Origin of the sequence: Chryseolinea soli (assembly GCF_003589925.1) — a bacterium.
Taxonomy (GTDB): Bacteria; Bacteroidota; Bacteroidia; order Cytophagales; family Cyclobacteriaceae; genus Chryseolinea; species Chryseolinea soli.
This window is the reverse complement of the sequence record NZ_CP032382.1, coordinates 1,355,621-1,380,006: the sequence shown is the minus strand read 5'-3', so window position 1 is coordinate 1,380,006 and position 24,386 is coordinate 1,355,621. Positions and strand designations below refer to the sequence as shown.

At 52.9% G+C, this 24,386-nt stretch carries 26 protein-coding genes; 13 read left to right on the top strand and 13 right to left on the bottom strand.

Annotation, left to right across the window (positions count from 1 at the left end; genetic code table 11):
* Positions 1 to 30: 30 nt before the first annotated feature.
* Positions 31 to 552: a DUF7935 family protein gene (locus tag D4L85_RS05780; protein ID WP_073141707.1), complete on the bottom strand. Its 522-nt coding sequence runs from the start codon at positions 550 to 552 to the stop codon at positions 31 to 33.
* Positions 553 to 621: 69 nt separating this feature from the next.
* Here D4L85_RS05780 and D4L85_RS05775 point away from each other — a divergent pair, with 69 nt between their 5' ends.
* The gene (locus D4L85_RS05775; RefSeq protein ID WP_119753423.1) at positions 622 to 945 is read left to right on the top strand and encodes a HesB/IscA family protein; all 324 of its coding nucleotides are present in this window, start codon (positions 622 to 624) and stop codon (positions 943 to 945) included.
* On the opposite strand, the gene folB is transcribed toward D4L85_RS05775, so the two are convergent.
* Genes folB through D4L85_RS05760 form a run of 3 tightly spaced genes read right to left on the bottom strand, consistent with a single transcriptional unit; the run spans position 946 to position 2,959 of the window.
* Positions 946 to 1,305 carry a dihydroneopterin aldolase gene (folB, locus tag D4L85_RS05770; protein ID WP_073141711.1) on the bottom strand — a complete coding sequence of 120 codons (360 nt, stop codon included), beginning with the start codon at positions 1,303 to 1,305 and terminating at the stop codon, positions 946 to 948.
* Positions 1,302 to 2,042, bottom strand: coding sequence for a DivIVA domain-containing protein (locus D4L85_RS05765; protein WP_119753422.1), 741 nt, complete (start codon positions 2,040 to 2,042; stop codon positions 1,302 to 1,304). The genes folB and D4L85_RS05765 overlap by 4 nt, the downstream gene beginning before the upstream one ends.
* The gene (locus D4L85_RS05760; RefSeq protein WP_119753421.1) at positions 2,039 to 2,959 is read right to left on the bottom strand and encodes a WD40 repeat domain-containing protein; all 921 of its coding nucleotides are present in this window, start codon (positions 2,957 to 2,959) and stop codon (positions 2,039 to 2,041) included. Before D4L85_RS05760 ends, D4L85_RS05765 begins: the two co-directional genes overlap by 4 nt.
* Positions 2,960 to 3,010: 51 nt before the next feature.
* Here D4L85_RS05760 and D4L85_RS05755 point away from each other — a divergent pair, with 51 nt between their 5' ends.
* Both D4L85_RS05755 and D4L85_RS05750 read left to right on the top strand, forming a co-directional pair.
* Complete coding sequence (locus tag D4L85_RS05755; RefSeq protein ID WP_160143566.1) at positions 3,011 to 3,646, top strand: 4'-phosphopantetheinyl transferase family protein; 636 nt, start codon at positions 3,011 to 3,013, stop codon at positions 3,644 to 3,646.
* On the top strand, positions 3,643 to 4,212 hold the full coding sequence (locus tag D4L85_RS05750) for a redoxin family protein (protein WP_119753419.1): 570 nt from the start codon (positions 3,643 to 3,645) through the stop codon (positions 4,210 to 4,212). Before D4L85_RS05755 ends, D4L85_RS05750 begins: the two co-directional genes overlap by 4 nt.
* Positions 4,213 to 4,235: 23 nt before the next feature.
* On the opposite strand, the gene D4L85_RS05745 is transcribed toward D4L85_RS05750, so the two are convergent.
* Complete coding sequence (locus tag D4L85_RS05745; protein WP_119753418.1) at positions 4,236 to 4,664, bottom strand: cytochrome B; 429 nt, start codon at positions 4,662 to 4,664, stop codon at positions 4,236 to 4,238.
* 339 nt (positions 4,665 to 5,003) lie between these two features.
* Here D4L85_RS05745 and D4L85_RS05740 point away from each other — a divergent pair, with 339 nt between their 5' ends.
* The 4 genes from D4L85_RS05740 (at position 5,004) to D4L85_RS05725 (ending at position 8,862) form a co-directional block, all read left to right on the top strand.
* The gene (locus D4L85_RS05740) at positions 5,004 to 5,957 is read left to right on the top strand and encodes a ligand-gated ion channel (protein WP_119753417.1); all 954 of its coding nucleotides are present in this window, start codon (positions 5,004 to 5,006) and stop codon (positions 5,955 to 5,957) included.
* A 90-nt stretch (positions 5,958 to 6,047) separates the two neighbouring features.
* Positions 6,048 to 6,878, top strand: coding sequence for an SMP-30/gluconolactonase/LRE family protein (locus tag D4L85_RS05735; protein ID WP_119753416.1), 831 nt, complete (start codon positions 6,048 to 6,050; stop codon positions 6,876 to 6,878).
* A gap of 20 nt (positions 6,879 to 6,898) precedes the next feature.
* Complete coding sequence (locus D4L85_RS05730) at positions 6,899 to 8,293, top strand: DUF2157 domain-containing protein (RefSeq protein ID WP_160143565.1); 1,395 nt, start codon at positions 6,899 to 6,901, stop codon at positions 8,291 to 8,293.
* Positions 8,290 to 8,862 (top strand): GDYXXLXY domain-containing protein, encoded by a 573-nt coding sequence (locus tag D4L85_RS05725; RefSeq protein ID WP_119753414.1) that lies wholly within the window; start codon positions 8,290 to 8,292, stop codon positions 8,860 to 8,862. Before D4L85_RS05730 ends, D4L85_RS05725 begins: the two co-directional genes overlap by 4 nt.
* A 62-nt stretch (positions 8,863 to 8,924) precedes the next feature.
* Here D4L85_RS05725 and D4L85_RS05720 read toward each other — a convergent pair whose 3' ends face one another.
* The 5 genes from D4L85_RS05720 to D4L85_RS34610 all read right to left on the bottom strand — a co-directional run bounded on the left by D4L85_RS05720 (position 8,925) and on the right by D4L85_RS34610 (position 14,099).
* Complete coding sequence (locus D4L85_RS05720) at positions 8,925 to 9,689, bottom strand: DUF1835 domain-containing protein (protein WP_119753413.1); 765 nt, start codon at positions 9,687 to 9,689, stop codon at positions 8,925 to 8,927.
* A 202-nt stretch (positions 9,690 to 9,891) separates the two neighbouring features.
* On the bottom strand, positions 9,892 to 10,734 hold the full coding sequence (locus D4L85_RS05715; RefSeq protein WP_119753412.1) for a fumarylacetoacetate hydrolase family protein: 843 nt from the start codon (positions 10,732 to 10,734) through the stop codon (positions 9,892 to 9,894).
* A gap of 17 nt (positions 10,735 to 10,751) precedes the next feature.
* Positions 10,752 to 11,990 carry a DUF6786 family protein gene (locus tag D4L85_RS05710; protein WP_119753411.1) on the bottom strand — a complete coding sequence of 413 codons (1,239 nt, stop codon included), beginning with the start codon at positions 11,988 to 11,990 and terminating at the stop codon, positions 10,752 to 10,754.
* Positions 11,991 to 12,008: 18 nt separating this feature from the next.
* Positions 12,009 to 13,586, bottom strand: a complete 1,578-nt coding sequence (locus D4L85_RS05705) for an aldehyde dehydrogenase (NADP(+)) (RefSeq protein ID WP_119753410.1) — start codon at positions 13,584 to 13,586, stop codon at positions 12,009 to 12,011.
* 219 nt (positions 13,587 to 13,805) lie between these two features.
* Positions 13,806 to 14,099 carry a hypothetical protein gene (locus D4L85_RS34610; protein WP_162500953.1) on the bottom strand — a complete coding sequence of 98 codons (294 nt, stop codon included), beginning with the start codon at positions 14,097 to 14,099 and terminating at the stop codon, positions 13,806 to 13,808.
* 157 nt (positions 14,100 to 14,256) lie between these two features.
* Here D4L85_RS34610 and D4L85_RS05700 point away from each other — a divergent pair, with 157 nt between their 5' ends.
* The 6 genes from D4L85_RS05700 (at position 14,257) to D4L85_RS05675 (ending at position 22,282) form a co-directional block, all read left to right on the top strand.
* Positions 14,257 to 14,826, top strand: coding sequence for a hypothetical protein (locus D4L85_RS05700; RefSeq protein ID WP_119753409.1), 570 nt, complete (start codon positions 14,257 to 14,259; stop codon positions 14,824 to 14,826).
* Between the two features lie 81 nt (positions 14,827 to 14,907).
* Positions 14,908 to 16,218: an SWIM zinc finger family protein gene (locus D4L85_RS05695; protein WP_119753408.1), complete on the top strand. Its 1,311-nt coding sequence runs from the start codon at positions 14,908 to 14,910 to the stop codon at positions 16,216 to 16,218.
* Complete coding sequence (locus D4L85_RS05690) at positions 16,215 to 17,708, top strand: DUF5691 domain-containing protein (RefSeq protein WP_119753407.1); 1,494 nt, start codon at positions 16,215 to 16,217, stop codon at positions 17,706 to 17,708. Before D4L85_RS05695 ends, D4L85_RS05690 begins: the two co-directional genes overlap by 4 nt.
* A 28-nt stretch (positions 17,709 to 17,736) precedes the next feature.
* A complete protein-coding gene (locus D4L85_RS05685; RefSeq protein ID WP_119753406.1) occupies positions 17,737 to 18,819 on the top strand; it encodes an ATP-binding protein in 1,083 nt (360 codons plus the stop codon).
* Entirely contained in the window at positions 18,816 to 21,128 is a 2,313-nt protein-coding gene (locus tag D4L85_RS05680; protein ID WP_119753405.1) for a DUF5682 family protein, read from the top strand. Before D4L85_RS05685 ends, D4L85_RS05680 begins: the two co-directional genes overlap by 4 nt.
* Entirely contained in the window at positions 21,125 to 22,282 is a 1,158-nt protein-coding gene (locus D4L85_RS05675) for a VWA domain-containing protein (RefSeq protein ID WP_119753404.1), read from the top strand. Before D4L85_RS05680 ends, D4L85_RS05675 begins: the two co-directional genes overlap by 4 nt.
* 75 nt (positions 22,283 to 22,357) lie before the next feature.
* On the opposite strand, the gene D4L85_RS05670 is transcribed toward D4L85_RS05675, so the two are convergent.
* From D4L85_RS05670 to D4L85_RS05660, 3 genes are all read right to left on the bottom strand, one after another.
* Positions 22,358 to 22,573: a bacteriocin immunity protein gene (locus D4L85_RS05670; RefSeq protein ID WP_073141748.1), complete on the bottom strand. Its 216-nt coding sequence runs from the start codon at positions 22,571 to 22,573 to the stop codon at positions 22,358 to 22,360.
* 212 nt (positions 22,574 to 22,785) lie between these two features.
* Positions 22,786 to 23,190 carry a DUF4259 domain-containing protein gene (locus D4L85_RS05665; RefSeq protein WP_119753403.1) on the bottom strand — a complete coding sequence of 135 codons (405 nt, stop codon included), beginning with the start codon at positions 23,188 to 23,190 and terminating at the stop codon, positions 22,786 to 22,788.
* Positions 23,191 to 23,237: 47 nt separating this feature from the next.
* Positions 23,238 to 24,359, bottom strand: coding sequence for a TFIIB-type zinc ribbon-containing protein (locus tag D4L85_RS05660; protein ID WP_119753402.1), 1,122 nt, complete (start codon positions 24,357 to 24,359; stop codon positions 23,238 to 23,240).
* Between the last annotated feature and the right edge of the window lie 27 nt (positions 24,360 to 24,386).

Genomic DNA, 24,386 nt, shown 5'->3' with positions numbered 1-24,386 from the left:
GAAAACGAAACCTGCCGGGGATTAATTCCCTCAGAAAGTTTGCTGGATTTCTTTCTTCAGCTCCAGCAGTGCGTGTGCCAGCGGGTCAACGGACTTGGTGATCGATTTCTCAAATATCTTTTTCGAAAGGTCCAGGCTGGTGCTATCCATGGTCATTTCGCTGGCGGCGTCGTTGATGGAAACGATGAGATCTTCTTTGGCGTTTTTGATCATTTCCCAGACGCCTTCACTAATATACACTTGTTGTGAGACATTATGGTTATACTCGTTACGAATCTCAGCCAACAGTAGTTGGTGGAACTCGCGCGAGGCCATTCCCGAGGTGCTGAGTCGCACCAGCAGGTTTTGGGGGGCCATGCGTTCCAGGAACAGGGCCATGCGCTCATAGGCCTGCAGGCGGTTGGGCAACACGGTTTCGATACTGCGGCTGCGCACTTCCAGCTTTTTCAGATCGATTTCTTTCTGAATAAAGGTGCGTACCAGCAAAAAGGCCCCATACAACACGAGGGCGGCGGGAACCAAAACCATGATGAACATTACCAGCGGATCCATAGAATTTATTTACAGCTATTTGTGTTTGAAATTAAATAATTTTGAGCGCTAAATTACTTTCTACAACAGATGTTTGAAAGCCTTCAACCCGTAACCTTGTCACCCCGGGCGGCGGAAGAGATACGCCAGATCATGCAAACCAAGAACATTCCCGCCGGCTATGGCTTGCGTGTGGGGGTGAAGGGTGGTGGCTGCGGCGTTTCCTTGCTCATCGGGTTCGACAAAAAGAAGGATACCGATATCGCCTACGTCATCAACGACATCCCGGTGTACATCGACAAACGACACACCATGTATATCATCGGCAAAGAAGTCGATTTTTTTGAGGGCGACGAGGCGCGCGGGTTCGTGTTTGTGGACCCCTCGAAAGAAGATCAGCCGGCCGGAAAATAACTACCGTCTTTTTTCCAACTGAACGCTGGCCTTGGTGCATTTGCCTCCAATGGGTGGGTTGAGTTTGGATATTTTGAGTCTCACGGAAAGTGTGGTGGGCAGTTGGGTCAGGATATCGTTCACGATCTTCTCGGCCACGGTCTCCAGCAGCTTTGAAGGCAGCTGCATCTCGGCTTTCACGATCTGGAAAATGGTCTCGTAGTTCACGGTGCCTTCCAGCTCATCTTCGGCGGCACCTTTAGAGAAATCGGTTTCCACAGAAACGTCCACCTCAAACCAGTTGCCGGATTCGCGTTCGTGCGGATAGACGCCGTGGAAGGCATGGAACTGCAGGCCTTCCAGGGAAATGATTCCGGTCATCCGATCTCGTCAAAAAATGATTTCTGTATTTTTTTCACCGGCGCCTCTACCCGGATGGTGGTGGTTTGTTGTTCCAGCACAACTTCTTTTTCGATCACCACCGGTTCGGGCCGCAATTCGGCCGACCGGAAGGGTTTCTCTATTTCAACATGGTTGGGGAAGGCTACACGCTTGGCTTCGCGCTTCGCCATGGACAGATGTTTGTCGGGATCGAATTCTTTGATGGTCATCTTCGAGCGCTCCACGCGATCGAGGGCGTCGTTGGCAATGTGGCGGATGTTGGTGAGCAGGTCGTCGCGCGTGGCTTCCATCTGCTTGTAATTTTCCACCAACAGTTTCAGGCGGTCTTCCATTTCGGCCAGTATTTCTTTGGCGCGCATGTCGGAGTCTTCAATGGTATTGCGGGCTTTGACCTTGGCTTCGTTCAGCATGCCGTCGGCGCGCATCTGCGATTCTTTCAGGTGGAGGTCGGCCGCCATGCGGGCTTGCTCGATCACGTTAGCGCCCGTGTCTTCGGCCGTCTTCAGGGTTTTGTAGAGCGAGCTTTCCACTTCGCGCAGCTTGGTCACTTCGCGCTCCGTGGACTCGAGCTTGATGCGCAGCTCCTTGTTCTCGTCGACAATTCTTTCCCACTCTTGGGAAAGCGAAAGGAGGAATGCGTTCACCTCATCTTTTTCGTAACCTCTGAAATTCTTCTCAAAGGTCTTCTGCCGTATGTCCAGGGGTGTTATTCTCATAAAGGTTGTTTTTCAAAATGTATGTTCCAGACAGAGATGCTCCGGTCGTCGCTGGCACTGATCAATTGCTGATGATAATTTGTCCACAGTAGTTTATTGACAGAAGTTCCATGCCCTGCATGGCGGGCCCGGTCGATTACTTTTAACAACTTCAACGCCTCCCAATCCCACACCTTAATGGATTTATCCATGCTACAAGTTACGAAATGTTTGCCATCCGGGCTAAAATCGATATGATTTATCGCAAAGAGGTGGGCCACCACTTCGCCTGCCAACCGGTATCCGCCCAAGACATCCCACACTTTGAAGCGCGCATCGCGCGAGCCGCTGATGAGGTACTGGCCATCGGGACTATACCGTAACGTGAACACGGAGTTGGCATGTGCCACCCACTCCTGCTTCAATCGCAGGTCGCCATCGAAGATGCGGATGCTGTTGTCGCTGTAGCCGACCGCCACTTCGTTACGCGCTTCGTTCACGGCAATGGTGCGCGCGCTTTGTGCCGACGCCTGCACCTGGTCTTTCACCGTGAGCGAAGGCAAGGCCACCTTCGTAAGGCTGCCATCGCCTGCTGCGACCAGCACATCTTCACCCAAGCTTTGCAGGTCGAAGATGGCGGCCTTCGTAAGTTGTAACGACCCGATCTCCTTTTTATTCTGCCAGTCTAACAAGTGAATGCCATCATAGTTATGACCCACCACCAAAAGATCAAGGAGGCGATGATGATGCAAAGCATAGATGGAGTTGGGCAGCCGGGCAATGAGCTCGCCGGTTTCGGGTGAGCGGAGGTCCCAGCGCGCCACCATGCCGTCGCCGGCGGCGGAGAAAAAATGGTGACTGTCGTCCGAGCGGGCCAGCGTATAGACGCAGTCCGAGTGGCCCGTGAGCGTGTGCAGTTTTTGAACTTCTACCTTCAACCTACGTCGATTAACTTTCCGAAAGTTCTAACTTTCGAAAAGTTATTCCGCATGCCCTTAGAAAAAATAGTTCAGGAACCCGGCCGCGCATGGGCCTTGTGGCGAATTTCAGAGACCGAAAGTGAGCTGGCTGCCCGCGTTCTCCCCTACGAAACCGTGCCCGACACCCTGGTGCACCCCAACAAACGCCTGGAATACCTGGCAGGACGTGCCCTGGTGAAGACGATCATGGAGAAAATGGGCCTTTCCTTTCAAGGCATCACCAAAGACGAGTTTGGCAAGCCCTACCCCGAGGGATACGATCATCACCTGTCGCTGAGCCACTCGTATCCTTATGTCGGCGCCCTGCTCGACCTGAACCAAGCCGTCGGCATCGACCTCGAACAGCCCAAAGACAAATTGTTTCGCATCGCCCCACGGGTGTTTGCCCCCGAAGAATTGCACGACGCCGGCACCAGCCTGACCAAGCATTGCATCTACTGGTGTGCCAAGGAAGCCCTGCTGAAAGTCTACGGCAAAAAGGACCTGGTTTTCTCCGAAAACCTCCTAATTAGCCCGTTTCGCGAGGAAATGGAGGGCGAGATTCATGGCAGAATAATTGTTAAGGATAGGGTATCCATGATACCTTTACACTATAGCGTGTACCCCAACTTTGTAGTTGTTTTCAACCAATCCAAAAAAATATGAGAACCGTTCTTTTCCTGGTGGCCATGTTCGGCGTCTTCCCCGCCATCCGGGCTCAACAGGTAGCTGACTTTTCCCTCACCAACGTGGTGGACGGCAGCAAGGTGTCGCTGGCCAACTATTCCTCCAGCGCAGGGGTCGTGGTGATCTTCACTACGAACGCCTGTGCCTACGATGAGTATTACCGCGCGCGCATCAATAAGCTTGCAAAAGAACAGCCGGCCAACGTGCCCGTGCTGCTGGTGAACGCCAGCGTGGACGCACCCGAGTCGGCCGAGAACATGACGAAGGCGGCTCAGAAGTGGGGTGTGTCTGCACCTTACCTGGCAGACAAGGATCAAAGCTTGATGCAGTCGCTGGGCGCTACGAAAAGTCCACAAGTATTTGTGTTAAAGAACAGCGGCGGCAAATTCACCGTGCTCTACTCCGGCGCCATCGACGACAATGCCCAGGTGGAGGCCGACGTGCGGAATGCCTATCTCAAGGATGCGATCAACAGCCTCTTGAGCAACCAGAAGCCTGCCACCACGGAGGTGCGACCTGTGGGCTGCACCATCCGTAAAAAGTAACAGAAAAATAATGAAAGAAGGGATCAGACGATTTTGCGTCCGCTGATCGCGATCATGGCAATGATCACTACCAGGGCCACAAAGTTGAAGATGAACATGCGCTTGTGTTTGTCGGCGTCGATGGTCATACGTTTTGACGTGGAGCGGGCCAGGGTGATCAACACCACGGCCACCAGCATACCCACAATATGTTCAACGGTCCAGTAGCGTGTCGTCTTGTCGCTCATCGTGTGGTCGCCGAACTGCACGAACGGGCTCGTAAAATATAACAGCAGCCCCAGCAGCAATTGGGTGTGCGTAAAGATAAAAGTGAACAAGCCCAGCTTGTTGTCGAGGCTGGAGTAGGGCTGTTTGTTCAACATCCCCATCAATGACTTTATCACAACCACGACTAACCCGAGCAATACGAGATAGCGAAGACCGGAGTGTGCTTTGAGCAAAAATTCGTACATAAAGGTGTTGGTTTTATCGAGCACGAAAATAGTACAAAAAGCCCAGTTTTAGGAAGGCCATTAAAAGCGGGGTTCCCGGAAAAAAAAAGTTTTGGCGGCCCCCTCGGAGGCCTCGGGCCGGGCTTTCCGTTCCAAGTCCGCCCAACCCCTTGTCTCCTCCATTCCAACCCCGATTAAAATATTTGTTAGTGTCTCACCAACAAATCACACTCCCTTTCCCCACCGCACTCCGGGCTTTCCACTCCAATCCCTGGCCGGTAGCCCCCAAAGTTGTTGTCTTCCCAAAAGGATGGTGATAATCAACACAAAAAAATTAATTTTGAGGCGACTCAAAAGCACATGAAAAAGCTTTATACAGTTCTCCTCTTTTCTTTTCTACCCTTCCTGGCTCCCGCGCAAAACACCGCGGAGGCGCCGCCCGACACGGTGAAGGTCGGGAGCTATGTGATCAGCGTTCACGACATCAACTTTCACGACAAGGAATACACCGTCCGGTTCTGGCTTTGGTTTGTTTATGGCAACTCCAAATTCGATTTCTCCAAACAACTGGACATCCCCAACGCCAAATCCATCGAGCCGCCCGAGCTCATCCCCGATAGCCTCGGTGATAAAGCATGGGACATCATGAAGATGAAATGCACCATGAAAGAGAAATGGGACGTGCGCGACTTCCCTTTCGATTCGCAGCATCTGCGGGTGCAAATCGAGAACACGCTCTTTGATAAAACCAAGCTCATCTTCGAACCCGACGTAAAAGGCAGCCAATTCGACCACGACGACGCCATCGACGGGTGGACCATCACCAACTTCAAAGTAAGCCGCGAGGAAAATACATACGAGACCGGCTTCGGCGACCCGTCCAGCACGTCGCAGGTGTTCTCGTCGTTCAACATCGAGATGGAGATCGAGCGCGATGCCTGGGGGTTGTTCATGAAGATCTTTATCGGCATGTACATTGCGTTTCTCATTTCCATCGTCAGCTTCACGCCGCATCCTTCCGAGTTGGAACCCCGCTTTGGGTTGCCGGTCGGTGGTTTGTTTGCTGCGGTGGGTAACAAGTATATCATCGATTCCCTTTTGCCGGAGTCTTCGTCGTTTACCTTAGTGGATACGTTGCACGCGCTCACGTTTGTCGCCATTTTGATGACACTTATTGTGTCGGCCATCTCGTTGAAGCTGGTCGATCGCGGCAACGAGGCACTGGCCTTGACCGTGAACCGGCAAGGAGCCAAAATTGTGGTGGGCGCTTACCTGCTGGCCAACATCGTTTTTATCGTGATGGCCCTGAGCTGATCTGCCGGTCCTGGAATTTCTTCAAAGGGAAGGAACTTCCCCGGACATAATGCGTTACTTTGTCTCAACCCAAAAAAAATAAATACGGCTATGAAAAGAATGCTTACCCTCATGCTGTCGCTCTTCGCGCTGGCAGCGTCCGCACAGACCCTCACCTTGAAGTGGAAAACCGACACCCTGCTTCGTGTGCCCGAGTCGGTATTGTTTGATGCAAAAAATAATGTGCTCTACGTGGCCTGCATCGACGGCAAACCCGATGGCAAAGACGGTGTTGGCTCCATCGCCAAAGTATCGCCCGCCGGCAAGATCATTTCTGCGGCCTGGGTAAAAGGATTGGACGCTCCCAAAGGTATGGGCCAGTTCAAAAATAATTTGTACGTCGCCGACATCAGCCGCGTGGCCATCATCGACATCGGCACTGGAAAGATCACGAGCTTCGTGGAAATCCCCGACGCCAAATTCCTGAACGACATCACGGTAGATAAACAAGGCAACGTCTATGTTTCCGACACCGGCACCAACAAGATCCACCGCATCAAAGACGGCAAAGCCGAAGTCTATTTCGAAAGCACCGAATTGAAAGGTGTGAACGGCTTGCTCGCACAAGGCAACGATCTCTATGTGGTGGATTTTGCCACGGGCGTCAATTATAAACTCACGGCCGACAAAAAATTTACCAAATACACCACCACCGCCGAAGGTGCCGATGGTGTAGTGCCGGTGGGCAAAGACGAATACCTCGTGTCGAGCTGGAACGGTGAAGTGGATTTTGTAAACGCAAAAGGCGAAGTGAAAAAACTTCTCGATACCCGCGAGCAAAAATGGAACGCCGCCGACATCGAGTTCGATGCAAAGACAAACACACTGTATGTGCCCACATTCTTTGCCAACGGTGTGATGGCCTACACCCTGGCGAAGTAACAACAACGGCTGGAAAAAAAATGGAGCTGCCCGCAAACACGCGGGCAGCTTTTTTATTTTTAAAAAATGAGTACCTTCCCATCCCGGTCATCTCCACGACACCGGCGACCCGCATGAGCAAACAGATCTTGAAAGAACTCCCGGAGCTTGTCCGGGCCAACGTTATCAGCGAAGAGACGGCGCAGCGCATCGCTGCTCACTACGAAAACCAGCCTAATCCAACGACGAACCGACTCCTCGTGGTCTTTGGTATCCTTGGCGGCTTGCTCATCGGCATGGGGATCGTCCTCATCGTGGCCCACAATTGGGACGAACTGCCGAAAGCGATGAAGCTCGGCATCGGGTTATTGCCCTTGCTGGTAGGCCAGGGAATTGCGGGCTACATCGTTCTCAAGAACATACAAAGCCGCGCGTGGCGTGAAGGATGTGGCGCATTTTTGTGTTTTGCCATCGCCTTGAGTATCTCCATCGTGGGCCAGGTATACAATATTGAAGGCAACTTTGGTCGCTTTCTGATGGCGTGGATGTTGCTCACGCTGCCGTGCATTTATGTGCTGCGCTCGTCTGTTACAGCGATGCTGTATATCGTGGGTGTAACCTGGTATGCTTGCGAGGTGGGATATTTCAGTTACAACTTCATGGAAGGGTCGCGTGTTCCCTGGAAGTATGGGCCGATGTTGATGCTGGTGCTCCCGTTTTGTTACACCGAGTTTATCCTGCCGGGCATCAAAAACAATTTCTACTATTTTATCTCCTGGTTGCTGGTGCTCTCCCTCACCGTGTGCCTGGGAACGTTCCAGGGGTCGGACCAGCTTCTGATGATGGCTTATATGAGCCTGTTCAGTCTTTTTATTCTTCTCAGCGAGATCAAGCTTTTTGAAACACAACGCGTGTTGACCAACGCCTTCCTGGTGGTGGGAAGCCTGGGCATCATGGGCTCATTGCTCATCCTGAGCTTCGAATGGTATTGGGAAGATATCTATGATAACTCGACACTCCATGCGCTAGCCGGCGATGTGGAGACATCGGTGGCAGGTGCCGTTACGCTAATGGCGATCGCCATGCTGTTTGTAGTGCTGCGCACGAAGTCGGCGGCGGCCATCAATCTCAAGGCTTATGCGTTCCTCGTTTTTATCGCGCTCTTTTTCCTGGGAATAAAGACGCCCGGCGCAGCGCAACTCCTGGTCAATCTCGTGGTGCTTGTTTTTGCGGTGTATACCATCCGCGACGGCGCGCGCAAGAATCATCTTGGCATATTGAACTATGGCTTGCTCATCATCACCGGGCTCATCGCCTGTCGGTTTTTCGATACCAATTTCAGCTTTGTGCTGCGCGGCCTGCTCTTCATCGGTGTGGGCGTGGGATTTTTTGCAGCGAATATTTATATGATAAAAAAACGTAAGCAAGGCGCATGAAAACATTTGCCATCATCTTGTTTGTCTTCATGTGCGTGGCGCAATGGGTTGTGCCCGGTAAAATGATCTACGACAGCGAAAGCGTTGTTACGAGCGGCACGGTCTACAAATTCAAAACACAACCCATCGATCCGTCCGATCCGTTCCGCGGGAAATACATCACGTTGTCGTTTGAAGCCAATCGGATCGACCCCCCAGGCGACCACCCGTGGCGGTACAATGAAGAGGTGTATGTGACGTTCACGCAGGACTCCGCCGGATTTGCCATGCCGACCTCCATTTCGACTACGCCTCCCGCCGAGGGAGCTTATCTACATACAAAAGTGTCCTACGTAGATTCTGGCTCATCATCTCCGGTAGGGTTCGAACTTCCCTTTGACCGGTTTTACCTGGAAGAATCCAAAGCCTCCGAAGCAGAGAAGGCCTATTGGGAAGCACAGCGCGACTCGACGCAGGTAGCCTATGGTGTGGTGCGGATTGGTGCGGGCAATGCCGTGTTAACCGATGTGATGATCAACGACCGCTCCATTGTGGAAGTAGTGAAGGCGATGAATCGTACACCTGAGTGAAATCACCTAGGTCGTGAAACGCAAAGACCATCACGAGATTTTTTGTTTGAAAGAATTAAATCCTAGGGGTTTCTTTCCTTCATCACCTTGTCATAGATTTTTCTCACCTGCGTATCGCCGAACCCATAGATCCCTTCACGGGCTGAAAATTCCTTGAAGACGGTTTTAAAATCGCGTGCATTCTTTTTTAATATTTCCTCTATCACCCGTTCCGGCCGTCCCTTCTTTCCTTTGTAAGGGAACCGGTCGATGTGTGCCTGGCAAACTTCCTGCAAATAGGGAAAGCATGGCGACTGAAAAATGGAGAGGTCATGCAAACGCCCCAGGTCAGACTGTTTATATGCTGTCCACAGATCATTGGCCAGCCGGAAGTCGCGTTGGGCGAAGTTGACCCGGTTGTCAAACGCTTCCATCAATTGTTCGGAAGTAGCGCGTCCAAATTCCAACCAGATGTCGTGTTTCTCGCGAAAGGATGGATAGACCACGTTCACTTCTTTGTCGCCCTCCAGGTGCGACAGCAGCGAGAGCACAAACCACATATTCGCCCTGCAAAAAAGATCATACCCGAACCACAGATTGAACTCCGATCCGGGTTCGGCACTAAGCAGTTTTTCAAATTCAGGCGCAACATTGTCGTAATAGCGAACGCGTTCCTCGTTGAACTCGTCTTCGACAAACCGGGCCCGGTTCTCCAGGAACTCGGGAAGCGTTTCGCCTTTCAGGTCGCCTTCAATAAGACATTCGCGCGCCACGATGATTTCGCCGGGCAAGCCTGTGGCCTTAAAACCGGGGACCAGGGCGTCGCCATTTAAGACATGGTATACCATATGCGTTTCACTTCAACTGATCGCGACCGTGCCGCGAGAACTATGATACTGGGATAGAAAATTTTCACGTTTAATAATGAATGCCGGGTTATGGTAAGCGCCACGTTTCCCAAAACAAATTGAAGGCAAACAAATCTGTAATGACACCCGGAGGCCGATCGCGGGAACAGACGCAGGATCAAGTCTGTTCCTGCGTTCAATGTCACAACTCCGATACCGTGTTCACCAGGGTGCCGATCCCTTCAATCGTGATGCTCACCTCGTCGTTTTTAAGCAGCGTGAAATCTGAACCGGGAACCAGACCCGTGCCCGTCATGAGATAGCAGCCGTGTGGAAAGGAGCATCCCCTGTAAAGATATTCGGCCAGCTCGGGCAGTGTACGCTTCATGCGGTTCAACTGGATGGACGCCGCATACATTTCTTTTTGTCCGCGGCGGATGACGATGCTGATCTTGGTTTCGGACGAAATGGGCGCCGCAGGAACATAAAGACCCGGACCGATGGCGCAGCTCTTGTCGTATACTTTTGCCTGGGGCAGATACAACGGGTTTTCACCTTCGATGCTGCGCGAACTCATGTCGTTGCCCACGGTGTAGCCTTGTATTTCGCCATAGGCGTTGATGAACAGCGTGAGCTCCGGCTCGGGCACGTTCCAGGTGGAATCCCTGCGGATGTTGACGCGATGTCCGTGACCCACCACGCGATGCGGCGTGGCCTTGAAAAATATTTCGGGGCGGTCGGCTTCATACACCAATTGATAAAAATCGGCGCCACCACTTTCTTTCGATTCCTCCATGCGGGCATCGCGACTGCGCAGATACGTCACGCCCGCGGCCCACACTTCTTGTTTGCCGATGGGAGCTAACAGGTGGTGGGCTAAAAATACATCAATGGCTTCTTTAAAAGGCGTGGCCCTGCTGATGCTCTCCTCCAGGTGCGCATGGAGATAGCGTTGGTTCACCAGCGTGTCCCAATCTTCGTTGAGCAGGAAATGGTTTTGTTCTTGTCGAACTAGGACGCCTTGTTTTGTTTTGTAGAGGTGCATGGCTATGGTAGAGGGGTTTAGTTTTTAAGTGTGTTCATGTCGATGCCGGTCAGGCTTTGCATCAGGGTGTGCAGCGTTTCGTAGTCGCCCTGGAAGTGGCAGGTCATCTGGCGGTAAGTTTGGGATTGGCCGGCTTTCAATTCGTTGGCGGTCGATGACGATTCAATTTCATAAAAAGGACCCATCTGTGTGCCGTCGGCTTGGGGCCCGTCGTTGTAGGCGTTCACTACGTCGCCCTGGTAGGGTTGGTCTTGCAACTTCCAGGTGGAGTTCACATAGCGACCGGTGTTGTCGACGGGGAATAGGATGAGCGTGAGCACATTTTGACGGAAGTCGTAGCTGGCGGCGATGGTCTTGGCGATGCGGGGCGACAAACCGATCTTGCTGCGCAGCTTGCCGTCGCACCGGAAATACAGCACACTGTCGGTCACCCGAAGTCTTTCGGGTGGGATGGCGCCAAAATAATTGTCGGTGATAAGCTGCCGGCTGTTGGGCTTTGGATGAAAGGGGATCATCACCGTGGTTTGATCCGACGGTGTCATCATGCCCAGCAGCCAGATCGACAACAAGCCCTTTTCTTTTTTCCAATCTTCCTTGCCCAGGTTCTGTATTTTGTTTTCCGTTTCATAGCCCACCAGCGAAAGGCTTTCGGGAAGGGTCACGTTCAATTTGGAGGCAATGGTTTGTTTATCCAGCAAGTTCACCCGGCGTTCGATGCCGATGGAGAAGGGTGTGCCGCTGTAGTTGGTGAGCGAAGCTTTGGCGGTGAACAGGGCTTGCGTGGGGGAGGCCTGCGACACTTCATAGGGCAGCGTGTCCAGGATGGCCGGCACTTGCCAGTGATCGAGGTCGAATGAATCGCCTTTTTTAAAGTAAAGCGCATATTGTCCGCCTTCGGGTCCGAGCCAGAACCGTTCTTCACCGCCCACCGGGTTGAATTGTTTTATTTTTTTTCCAGATCCCAGGAGTTTGTAGTTGATCCATCCGAAACTGACCCCCGAATCGCCTTTTGCCGTACTGGTCATCACGCGTCCCTGGTATTCGGCCGACAGCAGGATCTTGGCGCTGTGGTCTTCGTTCGAAAGTTCGACCACCTGGTTGGTGTGTTCGCGCAGGAAGGATGCATCATAGCCATACGTACCGATCGTATAGACAGGCGCGGCTTCTATTTTTGTTTCGACGGGCTGAGGCTTGCGGCAGGAGAGCACGCCGGCGGTTAGCGCAAACAAAATAAAAAAGCGAATGGATCGAATCATGAATAGACGGAATTGAGATTAGGCTGTGGTTAAAGGTCCCTGTTGCGGCTGACCGTTTACCGATCGCCACACGTTGAGCGGATTTTCGTTGCGCAGCGGTGCGGGCAAAAGATGTTGTGGATAGTTCTGGTAGCAGACGGGCCGTGTGAACCGGTAGATGGCTTGCGTACCCACGGAGGTATACTTGCTGTCGGTCGTGGCGGGGTAGGGGCCGCCGTGCATCATGGCGTGGGTCACTTCCACTCCGGTAGGCACGCCGTTGCAAATGATGCGGCCGCCTTTCAGTTCCAGCTGTGTGAAGATATCACTGTATTCCACCAAATCTTGGGCCGTACCCCACACCGAAAGTGTGAGCTGTCCGTGCATCTGGCGAATGGCGTCGATCAACTCTTCCCGGGAGCCGGCCACGACGTGAAGCGCCGACGGTCCGAACACTTCCTCCTGCAGCGACGCATCTTTTAAAAATGCCGACACGGTGGTCTTGAACGCATTCGGAATGCCGCTGCGTTTTTTTTCGGTGGTCAGTCCGGTGGCCATGGCTTTCACTTCGGGATGATTGGAAAGACGGGTGATTCCTTTTGCATACGACTTGCAGATGGGTTCCGTCAACATGCCGTCGCCCGGTGTGGCAGCGATGGTGCTGGCGTACGTTTGCAGAAATGAAGTGGTCTCGTTTGAATCGAGGGCGAGAAAGACGCCGGGGTTGGTGCAAAATTGTCCGGTGCCCAACGTGTTGGATGCGGCCAGCGTCTTGGCGAGGTCAGCGCTTTTTTCGGCGAGGATGCCGGGCAAGAGGATGACGGGGTTCACGCTGCCCATCTCTGCATAGACGGGGATGGGCTCTTCGCGTTGGGCGGCGGCGTTGAAGAGCGCGCGCCCGCCGGCGAGTGAGCCGGTGAACCCGACGGCTTTGATCAAAGGATGCGTCACCAGTTGCACGCCACTTTCATGACCGGCGCCTTGCAACAAGGAGAAGACGCCTTCGGGCATGTTGGTGGCACGCGCTGCGCGCACGATGGCGTCGCCGGTCATTTCCGATGTGGCCGGATGACCGGGGTGAGATTTATAGACGACACAACAACCCGCGGCGAGCGCGGAGATCGTGTCGCCACCGGCAACCGAAAACGCAAATGGAAAATTGCTGGCGCCAAACACGCCGATCGCACCGAGGGGGATCTGCATTTGCCGGATGTCGGCTTTGGGAAGCGGCTGGCGGTCGGGTTGGGCTGGGTCGATCATGGCGCGCACCCACGAACCTTCCGTGATGAGCGCAGCAAAGAGTTTTATCTGGTTGATGGTGCGCGTGATCTCGCCATCGAGACGCGCACTGGGCAGACCTGTTTCGCGTTGGGCCATTTCATTGAGCGGTGCGCGGACTAACGATAGTTCATGGGCAATGCGTTCAAGGAACGCGGCTCTCGCTGCACCCGTCAGTTGGCGATAGCGGGCGAACGCTTCCGTTGCCAAGCGGGCAGCTTGGTCCACTTCGGCGGCGGTGGCTTCAAAGAACCTTACATCGACGTCGTCGTTGCTGAATGTTTTTGTGCCCGAGGCCGCGGCAGTATATCCGATGAGTTGTTTTCCCGTAAGCGTCATAGCGATGGAGTCAAAGTTTGTAAAACAGGAGATGAATTTATGACAAATGACGCATTATGGAGCTATGCAAAGGTCTTTAATTTACGAGTGGCATGTTCATCCCGAGCTTTAGCATCCACTGCTTTAATGCTGAGAACATTACATAGATTTTGTATTCCAGTAATCCTGCTTTATATTCGCACTTGAAAGTTCATCATACGATGGATAGATTTGTTTCACTTAAATAAAAAACGCTATGGCAAAAACAGCGAAGAAGTCTGCTAAGAAAGCAGCAAAGAAGACTGCGAAGAAGGCAGCAAAGAAAACTGCTAAGAAAGCAGCAAAGAAAACTGCTAAAAAAGCAGCAAAGAAGAAATAATCCGATAGCTGGAAAAAAGGCTGCCCGAAACGGCAGCCTTTTTCGTTTTTAGCCCACGCTAACCCAACCTTCCGAGTCAAGGCAGGTGTCTTGACAAACATCAGGCCATTCGAAACCGGGTATCGCCTCCCTTTTTTCCGTCGCCCCCTCTTCATTCATCCATTTTTTTTCATGTCACCTCCGGCGTTTGAGAGTGATCGGCACAAATCTTTGGGCTGTCACGGCAAAAATGCATTTCATCCATCCTAATCATGACGCTTGGCGGCTTCATGGTTTTTCTTTTTTTCAAAGAATGAAGCTATATTGACTGGTATGACGCGGTATCTTCTTTTCCTGTGCTTTGCAGTGCCTTTCTTCTCTTTTCAGAAAAGACCTCAACCCGTCCGTTTCTGGCAGCCAGCCGTTTCCAACATCTATCCCGACAGCTTTGCCATCTATTGGACCTGCGCCGGGGTGCCCTCGGCCACTAAACTTCCCATCCGCGTCCATTTCATGAACGTCTATGGCGACGAAGTTTTTATTTCGCGTCAAGTCACCGACACCATTGTGGATTTTCGTTTCGACAACTTCAATGAGCGAAACCTCATCATTTCCTCGTCGACCCCATCGCGCAAGCGCGCCAGCAACGATACGTACGGTCTGCGGATCTTGACCAAGCGACCGGCCATTGAGGAAGTGAAAATGGTACTCGCCTTCGACCCCTCCTTGCAACACTATCTGCAGCTCGCCGATGCCTACGAAAAGGAGGAATGTTTTGTGAATGCGATCTTCATCTACCACCAAATGATGAAAATGGATATCGTCCTGGGCACGCAGTATTGGCAGGAATTCAAGACGCGCAACCTGCGCAAAGTTAATAGTCCCGCATCTCCTAATAATTAAGATCCATCCCCTTCTAAGGCTGAGGTTTTTTAAAGAAGGTTGCTATATTGGACCCGCCTAACGATTGGTGCGTTATAGTCTATGCATTTTTCCGAAGATCAAATCCTGTCCATGGCTCCCGACGACGCCTCCAAGAAGTCGGGAAAGGAATTAGCCAATCCGTCGAAGTGGGGCAAGCGCGAAGAGAGTGACCGCGCGTTGTGGGGCGAGTGCCAGGGGAGCGGCAAGCTTCCCTATCAAACCCAGATCGACCTGGTGAACATTGCATTTAAATGTTCTTGTCCCAGCCGAAAGTTTCCCTGCAAACATGGACTGGGGTTGCTATTGCTCTATGCACGCGACAAGAAATTATTCAAGGCCGCGACAGAACCCGATTGGGTCACCGCCTGGCTTGATAAGCGCAACGAGCGGGAAGAGCAGAAATCCGAAAAAAAAGAAAAAGAAAAGAAAGCCGATCCCGCCGCGCAGGCCAAACGCCAGGAGACGCGCACAAAGCGCGTGGAAGAAGGCATGGGCGAACTACGGCTATGGATCAAAGACATTGTGCGCAACGGACTGGTTTCCATCCCTGGCAAAGATCCGGCCTACTTCGAAACCATGACGCGACGCATGGTCGACGCACAAGCCCCCGGACTGGCGGCGATGGTGCGCACGCTGCGCGACATCAATTTTTTTCAGGACGGATGGCAAACCGCATTCCTCGACCAACTCCTGCGCATCTATCTCGTGCTTGAGGGATTTCCCCGCCTCGAAACCTTGTCGCCCGCGTTGCAAGTGGAACTGCGAACCCAGGTAGGGTTCACCCAAAGTCTGGACGACGTGCGCGCCGAAGCCGGCCTGCGCGATGAATGGTTTGTGCTGGCCAAGCGCACGACGCGCGAAGACGCGATCACCGTGGAGCGCAACTGGCTGTTCGGACGTTCATCGCGACGCTATGCGCTGATCCTCCAGTTTTACGCCAAAGGACAATTTCCCGAAATGAACCTCATGGCCGGATCGTGGATCGATGCCGAAGTGAGTTTTTTTAAAGGCGCCTATCCTTTGCGCGCCCTGATCAAACAATATTATAGCGGCCAACCGAATAACTCCATCGATGGCCTCAAGAACTGGAATGCCGTGGAGCAAGTGGCCTCCGAAATACTTCGTGTGAATCCACTGCTGGATAGCGTGCCGGTGGTAGTTGAAAACGTGATCCCTTTCAAGGATGGCGATCGATGGATGTTGAAAGACGAAGAAGGCAACGGTGTTTTTATCCCGGCTACGTTCCAGCAAGGTTGGCAACTGATGGCCTTGAGTGGCGGCGCGCCGTTGAAAATGTTTGCCATGGGCAAGCACCAGGATTTTGAACCGCTCGGGGTTTGGGTAAACAACCGTTACACATTTTTTGCATGAAGGCCTGGGAAACCATAGTGAACAACGCCATGCTGGGCACCACCAAGCTGCCCCTTCGCGCAAACGATCTGCCGGCGGCCATTACAGAACAAGTCGACGTGAGCGATACGCCGGATGCCGAAGAGGATTTTCTTCGTTTTGGGAGTTTGGTGTATCAATACCGGCAGTCCGGTTGTGTTCCCCTCGATCTCCGGTCGGCGGTCTTGTCGGCAGCGGAAGCGGAGATAAAACCGTATTGTCACACGGATTCCACCACGGTGTTGCGAACGATCCTTTCTGAAGAACACTACGCCCTGCTAAAACTTTGGCTTACGCAATGTGACCGCGCCCATAAATGCGCTGAACCGGAATGGGCGCCGGCTTTACTCGACATCAGCATTCAAAAAAAAGAACTGCGGTCCCTCATCCAGTCGGTGTGTGGAAAAAGGGGTGAATGGCTGGGTCGTTTAAACCCGCAATGGAATTTCTCGGCGCCGGAAGCAGACATTCAAACGGTGTGGCAGACCGGCCGGGCAGAAGAGCGGAAGGAACTGCTCAAGTCGCTTCGTATGCAACAACCTGCCGCCGCCCTTGAACTGCTGCAAAGCTCGTGGAACGCCGAAGGTGCCAATGAAAAAGTTTCCTTCCTGGAAATTTTGAACACGGGCCCGTCGGAACACGACCTCGCCTGGTTGGAAGGGTTGAAGGAGAAAGGAACGAAGGTGAACAACGCCATACTGGACCTCATAAAACGTATCCCCACGTCACAACCGGTACAAGGCTACAAGACGATCCTAAAAGAAGCCGTGAACGTGAAAAATTCGAAAGCGTTATTGGGCATGTTGGCCAAAACGACGATCGAAGTAAATGAAAAGATTGCCTTCCCCGAGGAGATCTTTAAAAGCGGTATCGAAAAGCTGAGCAGCGACAAGAACGTGAGCGATGCGCAGTACATTCTCATCCAGTTGATCGCATCCGTGCCTCCGTCGTTTTGGAACGATCATTTGAAGGAAACACCGGAAGCGATCATAAAACTGTTTCAAAAAGAAAAAAAGACCGCCCTCTATGTTCCGGCAATAGCCATAGCGGCCGTAAAATTTCGCGATACCACCTGGACCCAGGCGTTGATGGACCATGGCGACGCCGAAATATTGGAAAGTGCTTTGGTGTCGCTTATCGAATCGCTGCCGGCAAAGGACCGCGATCGCTATGCCTTGCGGTTCATAAAACAAAGACCCCAGGAATTGATCAATATGCTCTCCGGCTTCGACGATGAGTGGAGCAATGACCTGGCCAAAGCCGTGCTCAGCTACACCTCCCAGGAAGTGTATGCCTACAACAAGACATTTTATCGCGCCGCCGTCAAAAATATTCCCGTTGCGATGCTAAAGGATCTTGAATCCTTTATGCCTTCGGAAGAACAGAAGAAAGCCTACTGGCGAAACCAGTCGAATGAACTATCGGGGGTGTTGACGTTGAAGCAACAAATTCTCCAATCGTTCTCCAGTTAAAACAAAAAGCCATTTACCCAAAAAAAATATGAGCAGCATCTTACGCCAACACGCCGAGCACCAATTTGCCGAAGAACTCGAAGCCCTCGCCAAGAACGATTCCGATCGCAAACCGCCCAACTGGAAGCTCTCACCCCAATCGGTGGTGACCTACTTGCTTGGTGGCAAGTTGAAGAACGGATTCGAGGTGTCGCCAAAATATATCGGCAACAAAAGATTGATGGAGATCGCCGTGGCGACGCTCACCACGGACCGGGCCTTGTTGCTGTACGGTTTGCCGGGCACGGCCAAGTCGTGGGTGTCGGAGCATCTGTCGGCGGCAATCTCTGGCGACTCTACGATGGTGATCCAGGGAACGGCCGGCACCAGCGAAGAGGCGGTGCGCTATGGATGGAACTATGCGCTGTTGTTGGCGGATGGCCCCTCTAAAAAAGCACTGGTGGAAACGCCCGTGATGAAGGCCATGCAAGACGGCAAGATCGCCCGCATCGAAGAGCTCACGCGCATCGGGTCGGATGTGCAGGACACGCTCATCACCATTTTGTCGGAAAAAACATTGCCCGTCCCAGAGTTGAACACGGAAGTGCAGGCGGTGAAGGGATTCAATGTGATCGCTACTGCCAACAACCGCGACAAAGGTGTGAACGAATTGTCGGGTGCCCTGAAGCGCAGGTTCAACACCGTCATCCTCCCGCTGCCCGACAGCATCGAAGAAGAGATCGACATCGTGCGCCGGCGCGTGCAAAGTTTTGAGAAGGCGATGGATCTGCCGGCAGAGCCACCCGCCGTAGCAGAGATAAAACGCATCGTTACCATTTTCCGGGAATTGCGCTCAGGCGTATCGTTGGATGGTAAGACAAAAATCAAAACACCCTCCGGTACCTTGAGCACGGCCGAAGCCATTTCGGTGGTGAACAGCGGCGTGGCCATGGCCACCTACTTCGGCGACGGCTCGCTGAAAGCGGCCGACCTTGCCGCGGGCATCATCGGCGCGGTGGTGAAAGACCCGGTGCAAGACCGGATCATCTGGCAGGAATATCTCGAAACGGTGGTGAAGCCCCGCGACGAGTGGAAAGATATTTACAGAGCCTGCCGCGACCAGGGCATATGAGCATCCACGTACTCGGCATACGGCATCATGGCCCGGGATCGGCGCGGAATGTGAAAGCATTCCTGGAACAGTCGCGACCGGACATCGTTCTCGTGGAGGGTCCGCCCGAGGGCGACGAACTTCTGCGATGGGCAGCCCACAGCGAACTGAAACCGCCGGTGGCCATCCTGGCTTATCGTCCCGACAAACCCCAGCGCGCCGTCTTCTATCCTTTTGCAGAATTCAGTCCCGAGTGGCAGGCCATTCAATATGGCGCCAGACAAAATGTGCCCGTTCGATTTATGGACTTGCCGTTGTCGCATCGCTTTGCCCTGGATAAAGACGAGGATAAAAAAGAAACGGAGAAAAAAGAAACCGATGAAAAAGAGGATGACGGCATCACCAGTGCCGCCCTTTCGAATGCCGAAGCGAGCATAGAGGAATATCGTGATCCATTAAAATACCTGGCGGTGGCCGCGGGGTTCGATGACGGTGAGCGTTGGTGGGAGTATATGTTCGAGCAACGCATGGATCACCAAGGCACTTTCGAAGCGGTCCACGAAGCCATGCGCGCCCTGCGTTCCGAACTTCCGGAAAAGAAAGAGGTCGTCGAGAAACTTCGCGAGGCGCACATGCGCAAGATGATCCGCCAGGCGGAGAAAGATGGTTTTGCAAACATCGTCGTGATTTGTGGTGCCTGGCATGCCCCGGCGTTGACCGACATGCCCAAAGCAAAAGAAGATGCCGATCTGCTCAAGGGTCTTGCCAAAGTGAAAGTGGAAACGACGTGGATCCCGTGGACCTATAATCGCCTCACCTACGCCAGCGGCTATGGCGCCGGCATCAACTCGCCAGGATGGTATAGCCACCTTTGGCACTATCCGCTCGACAACGGCGTGCAGTGGATGGCAAAAGTGGCGCAAGTGTTTCGAAATCACGAGATGGATACTTCGGTAGCGCACATCATCGAGGCCGTCCGCTTGGCCGAAGCGTTGTCGTCGCTGCGGGGCATCAGCAAGTCGGGGTTGGCGGAGTTGAACGAAGCCACGCTGGCGGTACTTTGCAACGGCGACGACATTTTGTTGGAGCTGATCCGCGACGCGCTGATCGTGAGTGACACCATCGGCGCCGTGCCGGCCGAGATCCCCAAGCCGCCCTTGTTGCAGGATGTGGAACGGACGCAGAAAAAACTGCGCCTGCCCGCCGAAGCCGGCAACAAAGATCTGCTGCTCGACCTGCGCGAAGAACTTCACCTGGAACGAAGCATATTTTTACACCGCCTCCAATTGTTGGGCGTGACGTGGGGTCATCTAGCCCACGTACGGGGCAAAGGAACTTTCAAGGAGCAGTGGCAACTGCGTTGGGAACCGGAGTATTCTATATTAATAATAGAAAAAGGCAGCTGGGGCAACACCCTGGAAGAGGCCGTGATCCACTACGTTGCCCACGAAGCACAAGAGGCCACCAGCCTGGGGCAGGTGTGTGACCTGTTGGCAAAAGTGATCCCTTCCGATTTACCCGAAGCAGCAGAGACTCTGATCAATAGCATCAACAACCTGGCGGCCGCCACGGGCGATGTGATGCAATTATTAGAAGTGCTGCCCTCGCTGGTGTCGGTGTCGCGCTATGGCAACGTTCGCCAGACGGACGAGACCATGCTCCTCGGCATCGTGAACTCCATGATCGCCCGCATCTGTGTAAGTCTCCCGCCCGCGTGTGTCGCCGTGGATGACGACGCCGCGCAAAAGATAACGGAACATCTCTATCAACTCAGTGAATCGATCGCCCTCCTGAACCAAGCCGAGCAACGCGAGGAGTGGCATGAAACCCTAAGAGTCATTTGCGACAACGTCAACACCGCACCGCTCGTCGCCGGCTACAGCACCCGGCTGCTGGCCGATGCAAAAGTGATGGAGGGAAATGTGCTGGCCGACCGCTTTCATTTTGCCTTGACATTGGCCGGTACCCCATCCGTTGCAGCATCTTGGATGGAAGGATTTTTGAAAGGCAGTGGCACGATCCTGTTGCTGGACGAACGGCTCTGGACCCTAGTGAACGACTGGGTGCGGGGCATTCGCGAAGAGGATTTTATTGCGCTCCTTCCCCTCCTGCGACGAACCTTTTCCCAATTCACACACGCCGAACGACGAAAGATCGGAGAGAAGGCCAAACGACCCGGCAGCGGGCATGTGACGGCAAATGCATCAGGTGAGGACGCGGTCGATCACGAACGCGGCATCGCATCGTTGCCGGTGGTGATGCAACTTTTGGGATTGAAAAATAAACCGGGTGCGCCAACACCCATCACGCCTGAAGCGAACATCGTATGAGCGAACTCAACTCGAACGAAGAACAACAACACTTGCGCAAATGGCGCATGATCTTGGGCGGCGGTCAGAATGACGGCACCGATTATTCTTTACAGAACATCGACCTCCAGATCGACAAAACATTGGAAGCTTTATACGACGCCGAAAAGAAAGGTGGCCTGGGCGCTTCTTCGCCAAACGTGAGCCGCTGGCTGGGTGACATTCGCACCTACTTTCCCAACACGGTGGTGAAGGTGATGCAACAAGATGCCCTGAAGCGACTCGACCTCACATCGATGCTGCTCGAAAAAGAAATGCTGGAGAACGTAGAAGCCGATGTTCACCTCGTCGCCACACTGATGACCCTGAGTCGTGTCATTCCATCCAAGACCAAAGACACGGCGCGACAGGTCGTGCGCAAAGTGGTGGAGGAGCTCATGAAGAAGCTGGCACAACCCATGCAGCAAGCGGTAGCGGGCAGTCTGAACCGGTCCACACGCAACCGGCGGCCGCGTCACAACGAGATCAACTGGCACGCTACCATTCTCAAGAACTTAAAACATTATCAACCCGATTATAAAACTATTGTTCCCGAGGTGCGCATCGGCTATGGCAAACGCCGGCGTTCGTTGAAGGATGTGGTGCTTTGTTTGGATCAGAGCGGCAGTATGGGTACGTCGGTGATCTACTCCGGCATCTTCGGCGCGGTGATGGCGTCTATCCCGGCCATCCAAACCAAAATGGTCGTGTTCGATACGAACGTGGCCGACCTCACCGAAGAACTTACCGACCCGGTGGAACTTCTTTTTGGCGTTCAGCTGGGTGGAGGCACGGATATCAATCGCGCGCTCACGTATTGTCAGCAGATCATTCAGCGACCAACGGATACGGTACTGGTGCTGATCACCGATTTATATGAAGGGGGAAATCCCGAAGAGATGCGCAAGCGCGCCAAGGCGTTAACCGAGGCCGGTGTGCAAGTCATTGTCTTGCTGGCGTTGAACGACGATGGTGCGCCGGGCTATGATCACCAAAATGCCACCTACATGGCCACTCTCGGCATCCCGGTATTTGCCTGCACGCCCGATAAGTTTCCCGACCTCATGGCGGCTGCGCTCAGCAAGCAGGACATTGGCCTGTGGGCTGCGAAGGAGGAGATGATTACAAAGCGATGATTTTTGGATGGAATCGGTCCGCGGTATGCGATGCTAAGCGGGCGGACAAAGGCTAACCCTAACGGGAAAGCAAAGTCAAGGCTTGTAGGCCAGGGCTTTGTCGACAATTTGTTCGGGGGTGAGGCCGTCGTATTCTTCGGCAAAAAAATAGTCGCTGGCATTGGGATCAGGAACGCTCTTCAAAAAAAGCTCGATCAACTCATCATCCTCTTCTTCCGTCTCGGTATCGGCGTTGATAATTTTTCGGGCTAATTCGATGAGGTCTTCCCGGCTTAGTTTTTTTCCTTCCATAATGCTATTTCTTAAATGAACACGCGTTCTAACACAAATGTTTGCGATACTACCGTAATATCCTATTTTTTCATGGAACACGCTATACCGGACGCCACGCGATATTGAAAATAGTTTTGGAAAACTCAAAAAATGTAGCACTATTCTTTACAAAAAAGAATCGCGGTATGTCGTTTTTTGTAAACCAAGGCTAACCCGCGACCGGTCTCACCCTATTCCTGTATTCTTTTTCTTAGATCTTCCAGCACTTTCCGCCACTCGTCCAGCTCGCCCGACTCTTCCCAGAGTTCCATAATTTCATTGTTTGTTGGCCGCATCACCGTGTCAACGGCCTTGTTGCAGGCAGCATAAAAATCTTTGTCAAATTTCGGACGCAGGTCGTCGGGTTTAAGCCCGATGTTCAGGTTGGGGAAATCTTTTGCGGGCTTTCCGTTTGCCCAGGCCACAACTTCCAGCGCGGCCAGGGCAACGCTGGCATCGTGAGCATCGATGTAGTTGGGGATCAGGACGGCCCGGATGCTTTTTTCCAGGAAGTCTTTGTGTGGCTTTTCTTCAAAATCGCCGACCCAGTCCAACGCGCTGTCGTTCTCGAAATTTCCATGTCCCCAGGTTCCCATATTGAAATAATGTTTGTCTTCTTTCTTTAAGCGCTGGAATAGCCAGGTTATTGTGATTTGCCAAATAGACTATAAAGAACGATGGCCAGCAACAACCCACCGATCACAGCCAACGCAATTTTCACGGCGCTATACGGACGCTCCCCTTGCACCTCGCCGGTCCGGGCATTCACCAGGAATTGGTATACTTTGTTATTGTAACGATAGGCACTGATCCACACCGGCAACAAAATGTGTTTAAAGGTTGGATTGCGATAGGTGGTGTTCACGTAATGGATCATCTGCCGGTCGCCACCAATGTCGCGGCAAATGGTGGAGCGTATTTCGGGCTCCATCCGTTGCTTGGCTTCCGTGTAACCCTGCTTCACATCGACCGCATAGGTTTCGGTGCGAAAACCACTAAGAAATTTGTCGTTGTAGGCGAGCAGGTTTTTCAGATCCCAAGGCTCGAGCGCCCGAAGCTTGCCTTTGTTGAGCGATCGGGTGGCTTCGATCAGCAGGTCGTCGAAGCTGTTGCTCACGTTACCCGACGCAGGATACCATCGCGTCTTGATTACCTGCCGTGTTCGGGTCACGGTCTTCCCGTTTTCGGTGGTGGTATAGGATTCGTTCACATAATAATCTTCGCCGCGCTGGCCGGTATAGCTGGAGGACGTATTGCAGTCGAAGGTCCAGAAGGGAAGATACATGCCGTTGAGTTTATCGGCACTGTCGGCATACTTTTTCAAATCATTGGGTGCAAACCACAACCGGTTCATCCAGCTTTTGAAATTGGCAGACGCCTTCTGGATGTCGATCCCGAACGGCAGCACATACTGTGGCTTGTGTAGCGTGGAAGTGGTACCGCTTTTCACGACCAGCGTGGCCGCGCAAAACGGACATTTATCCGAACTGATCCTCGGGTCCAGGGTGGACGTGGCCCCACAGCTTTCGCATTTCACGGTGGCCACTTCGATCTTTTCTTCGTTGTTGAAATTGCGGGCAAGGAAATCGTCGAGACCGATCTCCTCGATTTCATTTTTTACATCCGGTTGTGTGATGGGGTTTTGTGCCCCGCAATATTCGCAGACCAGGTTGAGTGTCCCCGGCTTGAATTTCAAAATGGCACCGCACCCTGAACAGGCCAACTCGTTGCTTACTGCCTTGGTGGCTTCCGTAAAATCACTCATGGAAAAGACTCATTTTTTGTGATCGCA

What these genes read in the sequence shown, in the direction of transcription:
- D4L85_RS05780 (WP_073141707.1), bottom strand. Translation starts at nt 552, where the DNA reads ATGGATCCGCTGGTAATGTTCATCATGGTTTTGGTTCCCGCCGCCCTC.
- D4L85_RS05775 (WP_119753423.1), top strand. Translation starts at nt 622, where the DNA reads ATGTTTGAAAGCCTTCAACCCGTAACCTTGTCACCCCGGGCGGCGGAA.
- folB (WP_073141711.1), bottom strand. Translation starts at nt 1,305, where the DNA reads ATGACCGGAATCATTTCCCTGGAAGGCCTGCAGTTCCATGCCTTCCAC.
- D4L85_RS05765 (WP_119753422.1), bottom strand. Translation starts at nt 2,042, where the DNA reads ATGAGAATAACACCCCTGGACATACGGCAGAAGACCTTTGAGAAGAAT.
- D4L85_RS05755 (WP_160143566.1), top strand. Translation starts at nt 3,011, where the DNA reads ATGCCCTTAGAAAAAATAGTTCAGGAACCCGGCCGCGCATGGGCCTTG.
- D4L85_RS05750 (WP_119753419.1), top strand. Translation starts at nt 3,643, where the DNA reads ATGAGAACCGTTCTTTTCCTGGTGGCCATGTTCGGCGTCTTCCCCGCC.
- D4L85_RS05745 (WP_119753418.1), bottom strand. Translation starts at nt 4,664, where the DNA reads ATGTACGAATTTTTGCTCAAAGCACACTCCGGTCTTCGCTATCTCGTA.
- D4L85_RS05740 (WP_119753417.1), top strand. Translation starts at nt 5,004, where the DNA reads ATGAAAAAGCTTTATACAGTTCTCCTCTTTTCTTTTCTACCCTTCCTG.
- D4L85_RS05735 (WP_119753416.1), top strand. Translation starts at nt 6,048, where the DNA reads ATGAAAAGAATGCTTACCCTCATGCTGTCGCTCTTCGCGCTGGCAGCG.
- D4L85_RS05730 (WP_160143565.1), top strand. Translation starts at nt 6,899, where the DNA reads ATGGAGCTGCCCGCAAACACGCGGGCAGCTTTTTTATTTTTAAAAAAT.
- D4L85_RS05725 (WP_119753414.1), top strand. Translation starts at nt 8,290, where the DNA reads ATGAAAACATTTGCCATCATCTTGTTTGTCTTCATGTGCGTGGCGCAA.
- D4L85_RS05720 (WP_119753413.1), bottom strand. Translation starts at nt 9,689, where the DNA reads ATGGTATACCATGTCTTAAATGGCGACGCCCTGGTCCCCGGTTTTAAG.
- D4L85_RS05715 (WP_119753412.1), bottom strand. Translation starts at nt 10,734, where the DNA reads ATGCACCTCTACAAAACAAAACAAGGCGTCCTAGTTCGACAAGAACAA.
- D4L85_RS05710 (WP_119753411.1), bottom strand. Translation starts at nt 11,990, where the DNA reads ATGATTCGATCCATTCGCTTTTTTATTTTGTTTGCGCTAACCGCCGGC.
- D4L85_RS05705 (WP_119753410.1), bottom strand. Translation starts at nt 13,586, where the DNA reads ATGACGCTTACGGGAAAACAACTCATCGGATATACTGCCGCGGCCTCG.
- D4L85_RS34610 (WP_162500953.1), bottom strand. Translation starts at nt 14,099, where the DNA reads ATGAAGAGGGGGCGACGGAAAAAAGGGAGGCGATACCCGGTTTCGAAT.
- D4L85_RS05700 (WP_119753409.1), top strand. Translation starts at nt 14,257, where the DNA reads ATGACGCGGTATCTTCTTTTCCTGTGCTTTGCAGTGCCTTTCTTCTCT.
- D4L85_RS05695 (WP_119753408.1), top strand. Translation starts at nt 14,908, where the DNA reads ATGCATTTTTCCGAAGATCAAATCCTGTCCATGGCTCCCGACGACGCC.
- D4L85_RS05690 (WP_119753407.1), top strand. Translation starts at nt 16,215, where the DNA reads ATGAAGGCCTGGGAAACCATAGTGAACAACGCCATGCTGGGCACCACC.
- D4L85_RS05685 (WP_119753406.1), top strand. Translation starts at nt 17,737, where the DNA reads ATGAGCAGCATCTTACGCCAACACGCCGAGCACCAATTTGCCGAAGAA.
- D4L85_RS05680 (WP_119753405.1), top strand. Translation starts at nt 18,816, where the DNA reads ATGAGCATCCACGTACTCGGCATACGGCATCATGGCCCGGGATCGGCG.
- D4L85_RS05675 (WP_119753404.1), top strand. Translation starts at nt 21,125, where the DNA reads ATGAGCGAACTCAACTCGAACGAAGAACAACAACACTTGCGCAAATGG.
- D4L85_RS05670 (WP_073141748.1), bottom strand. Translation starts at nt 22,573, where the DNA reads ATGGAAGGAAAAAAACTAAGCCGGGAAGACCTCATCGAATTAGCCCGA.
- D4L85_RS05665 (WP_119753403.1), bottom strand. Translation starts at nt 23,190, where the DNA reads ATGGGAACCTGGGGACATGGAAATTTCGAGAACGACAGCGCGTTGGAC.
- D4L85_RS05660 (WP_119753402.1), bottom strand. Translation starts at nt 24,359, where the DNA reads ATGAGTGATTTTACGGAAGCCACCAAGGCAGTAAGCAACGAGTTGGCC.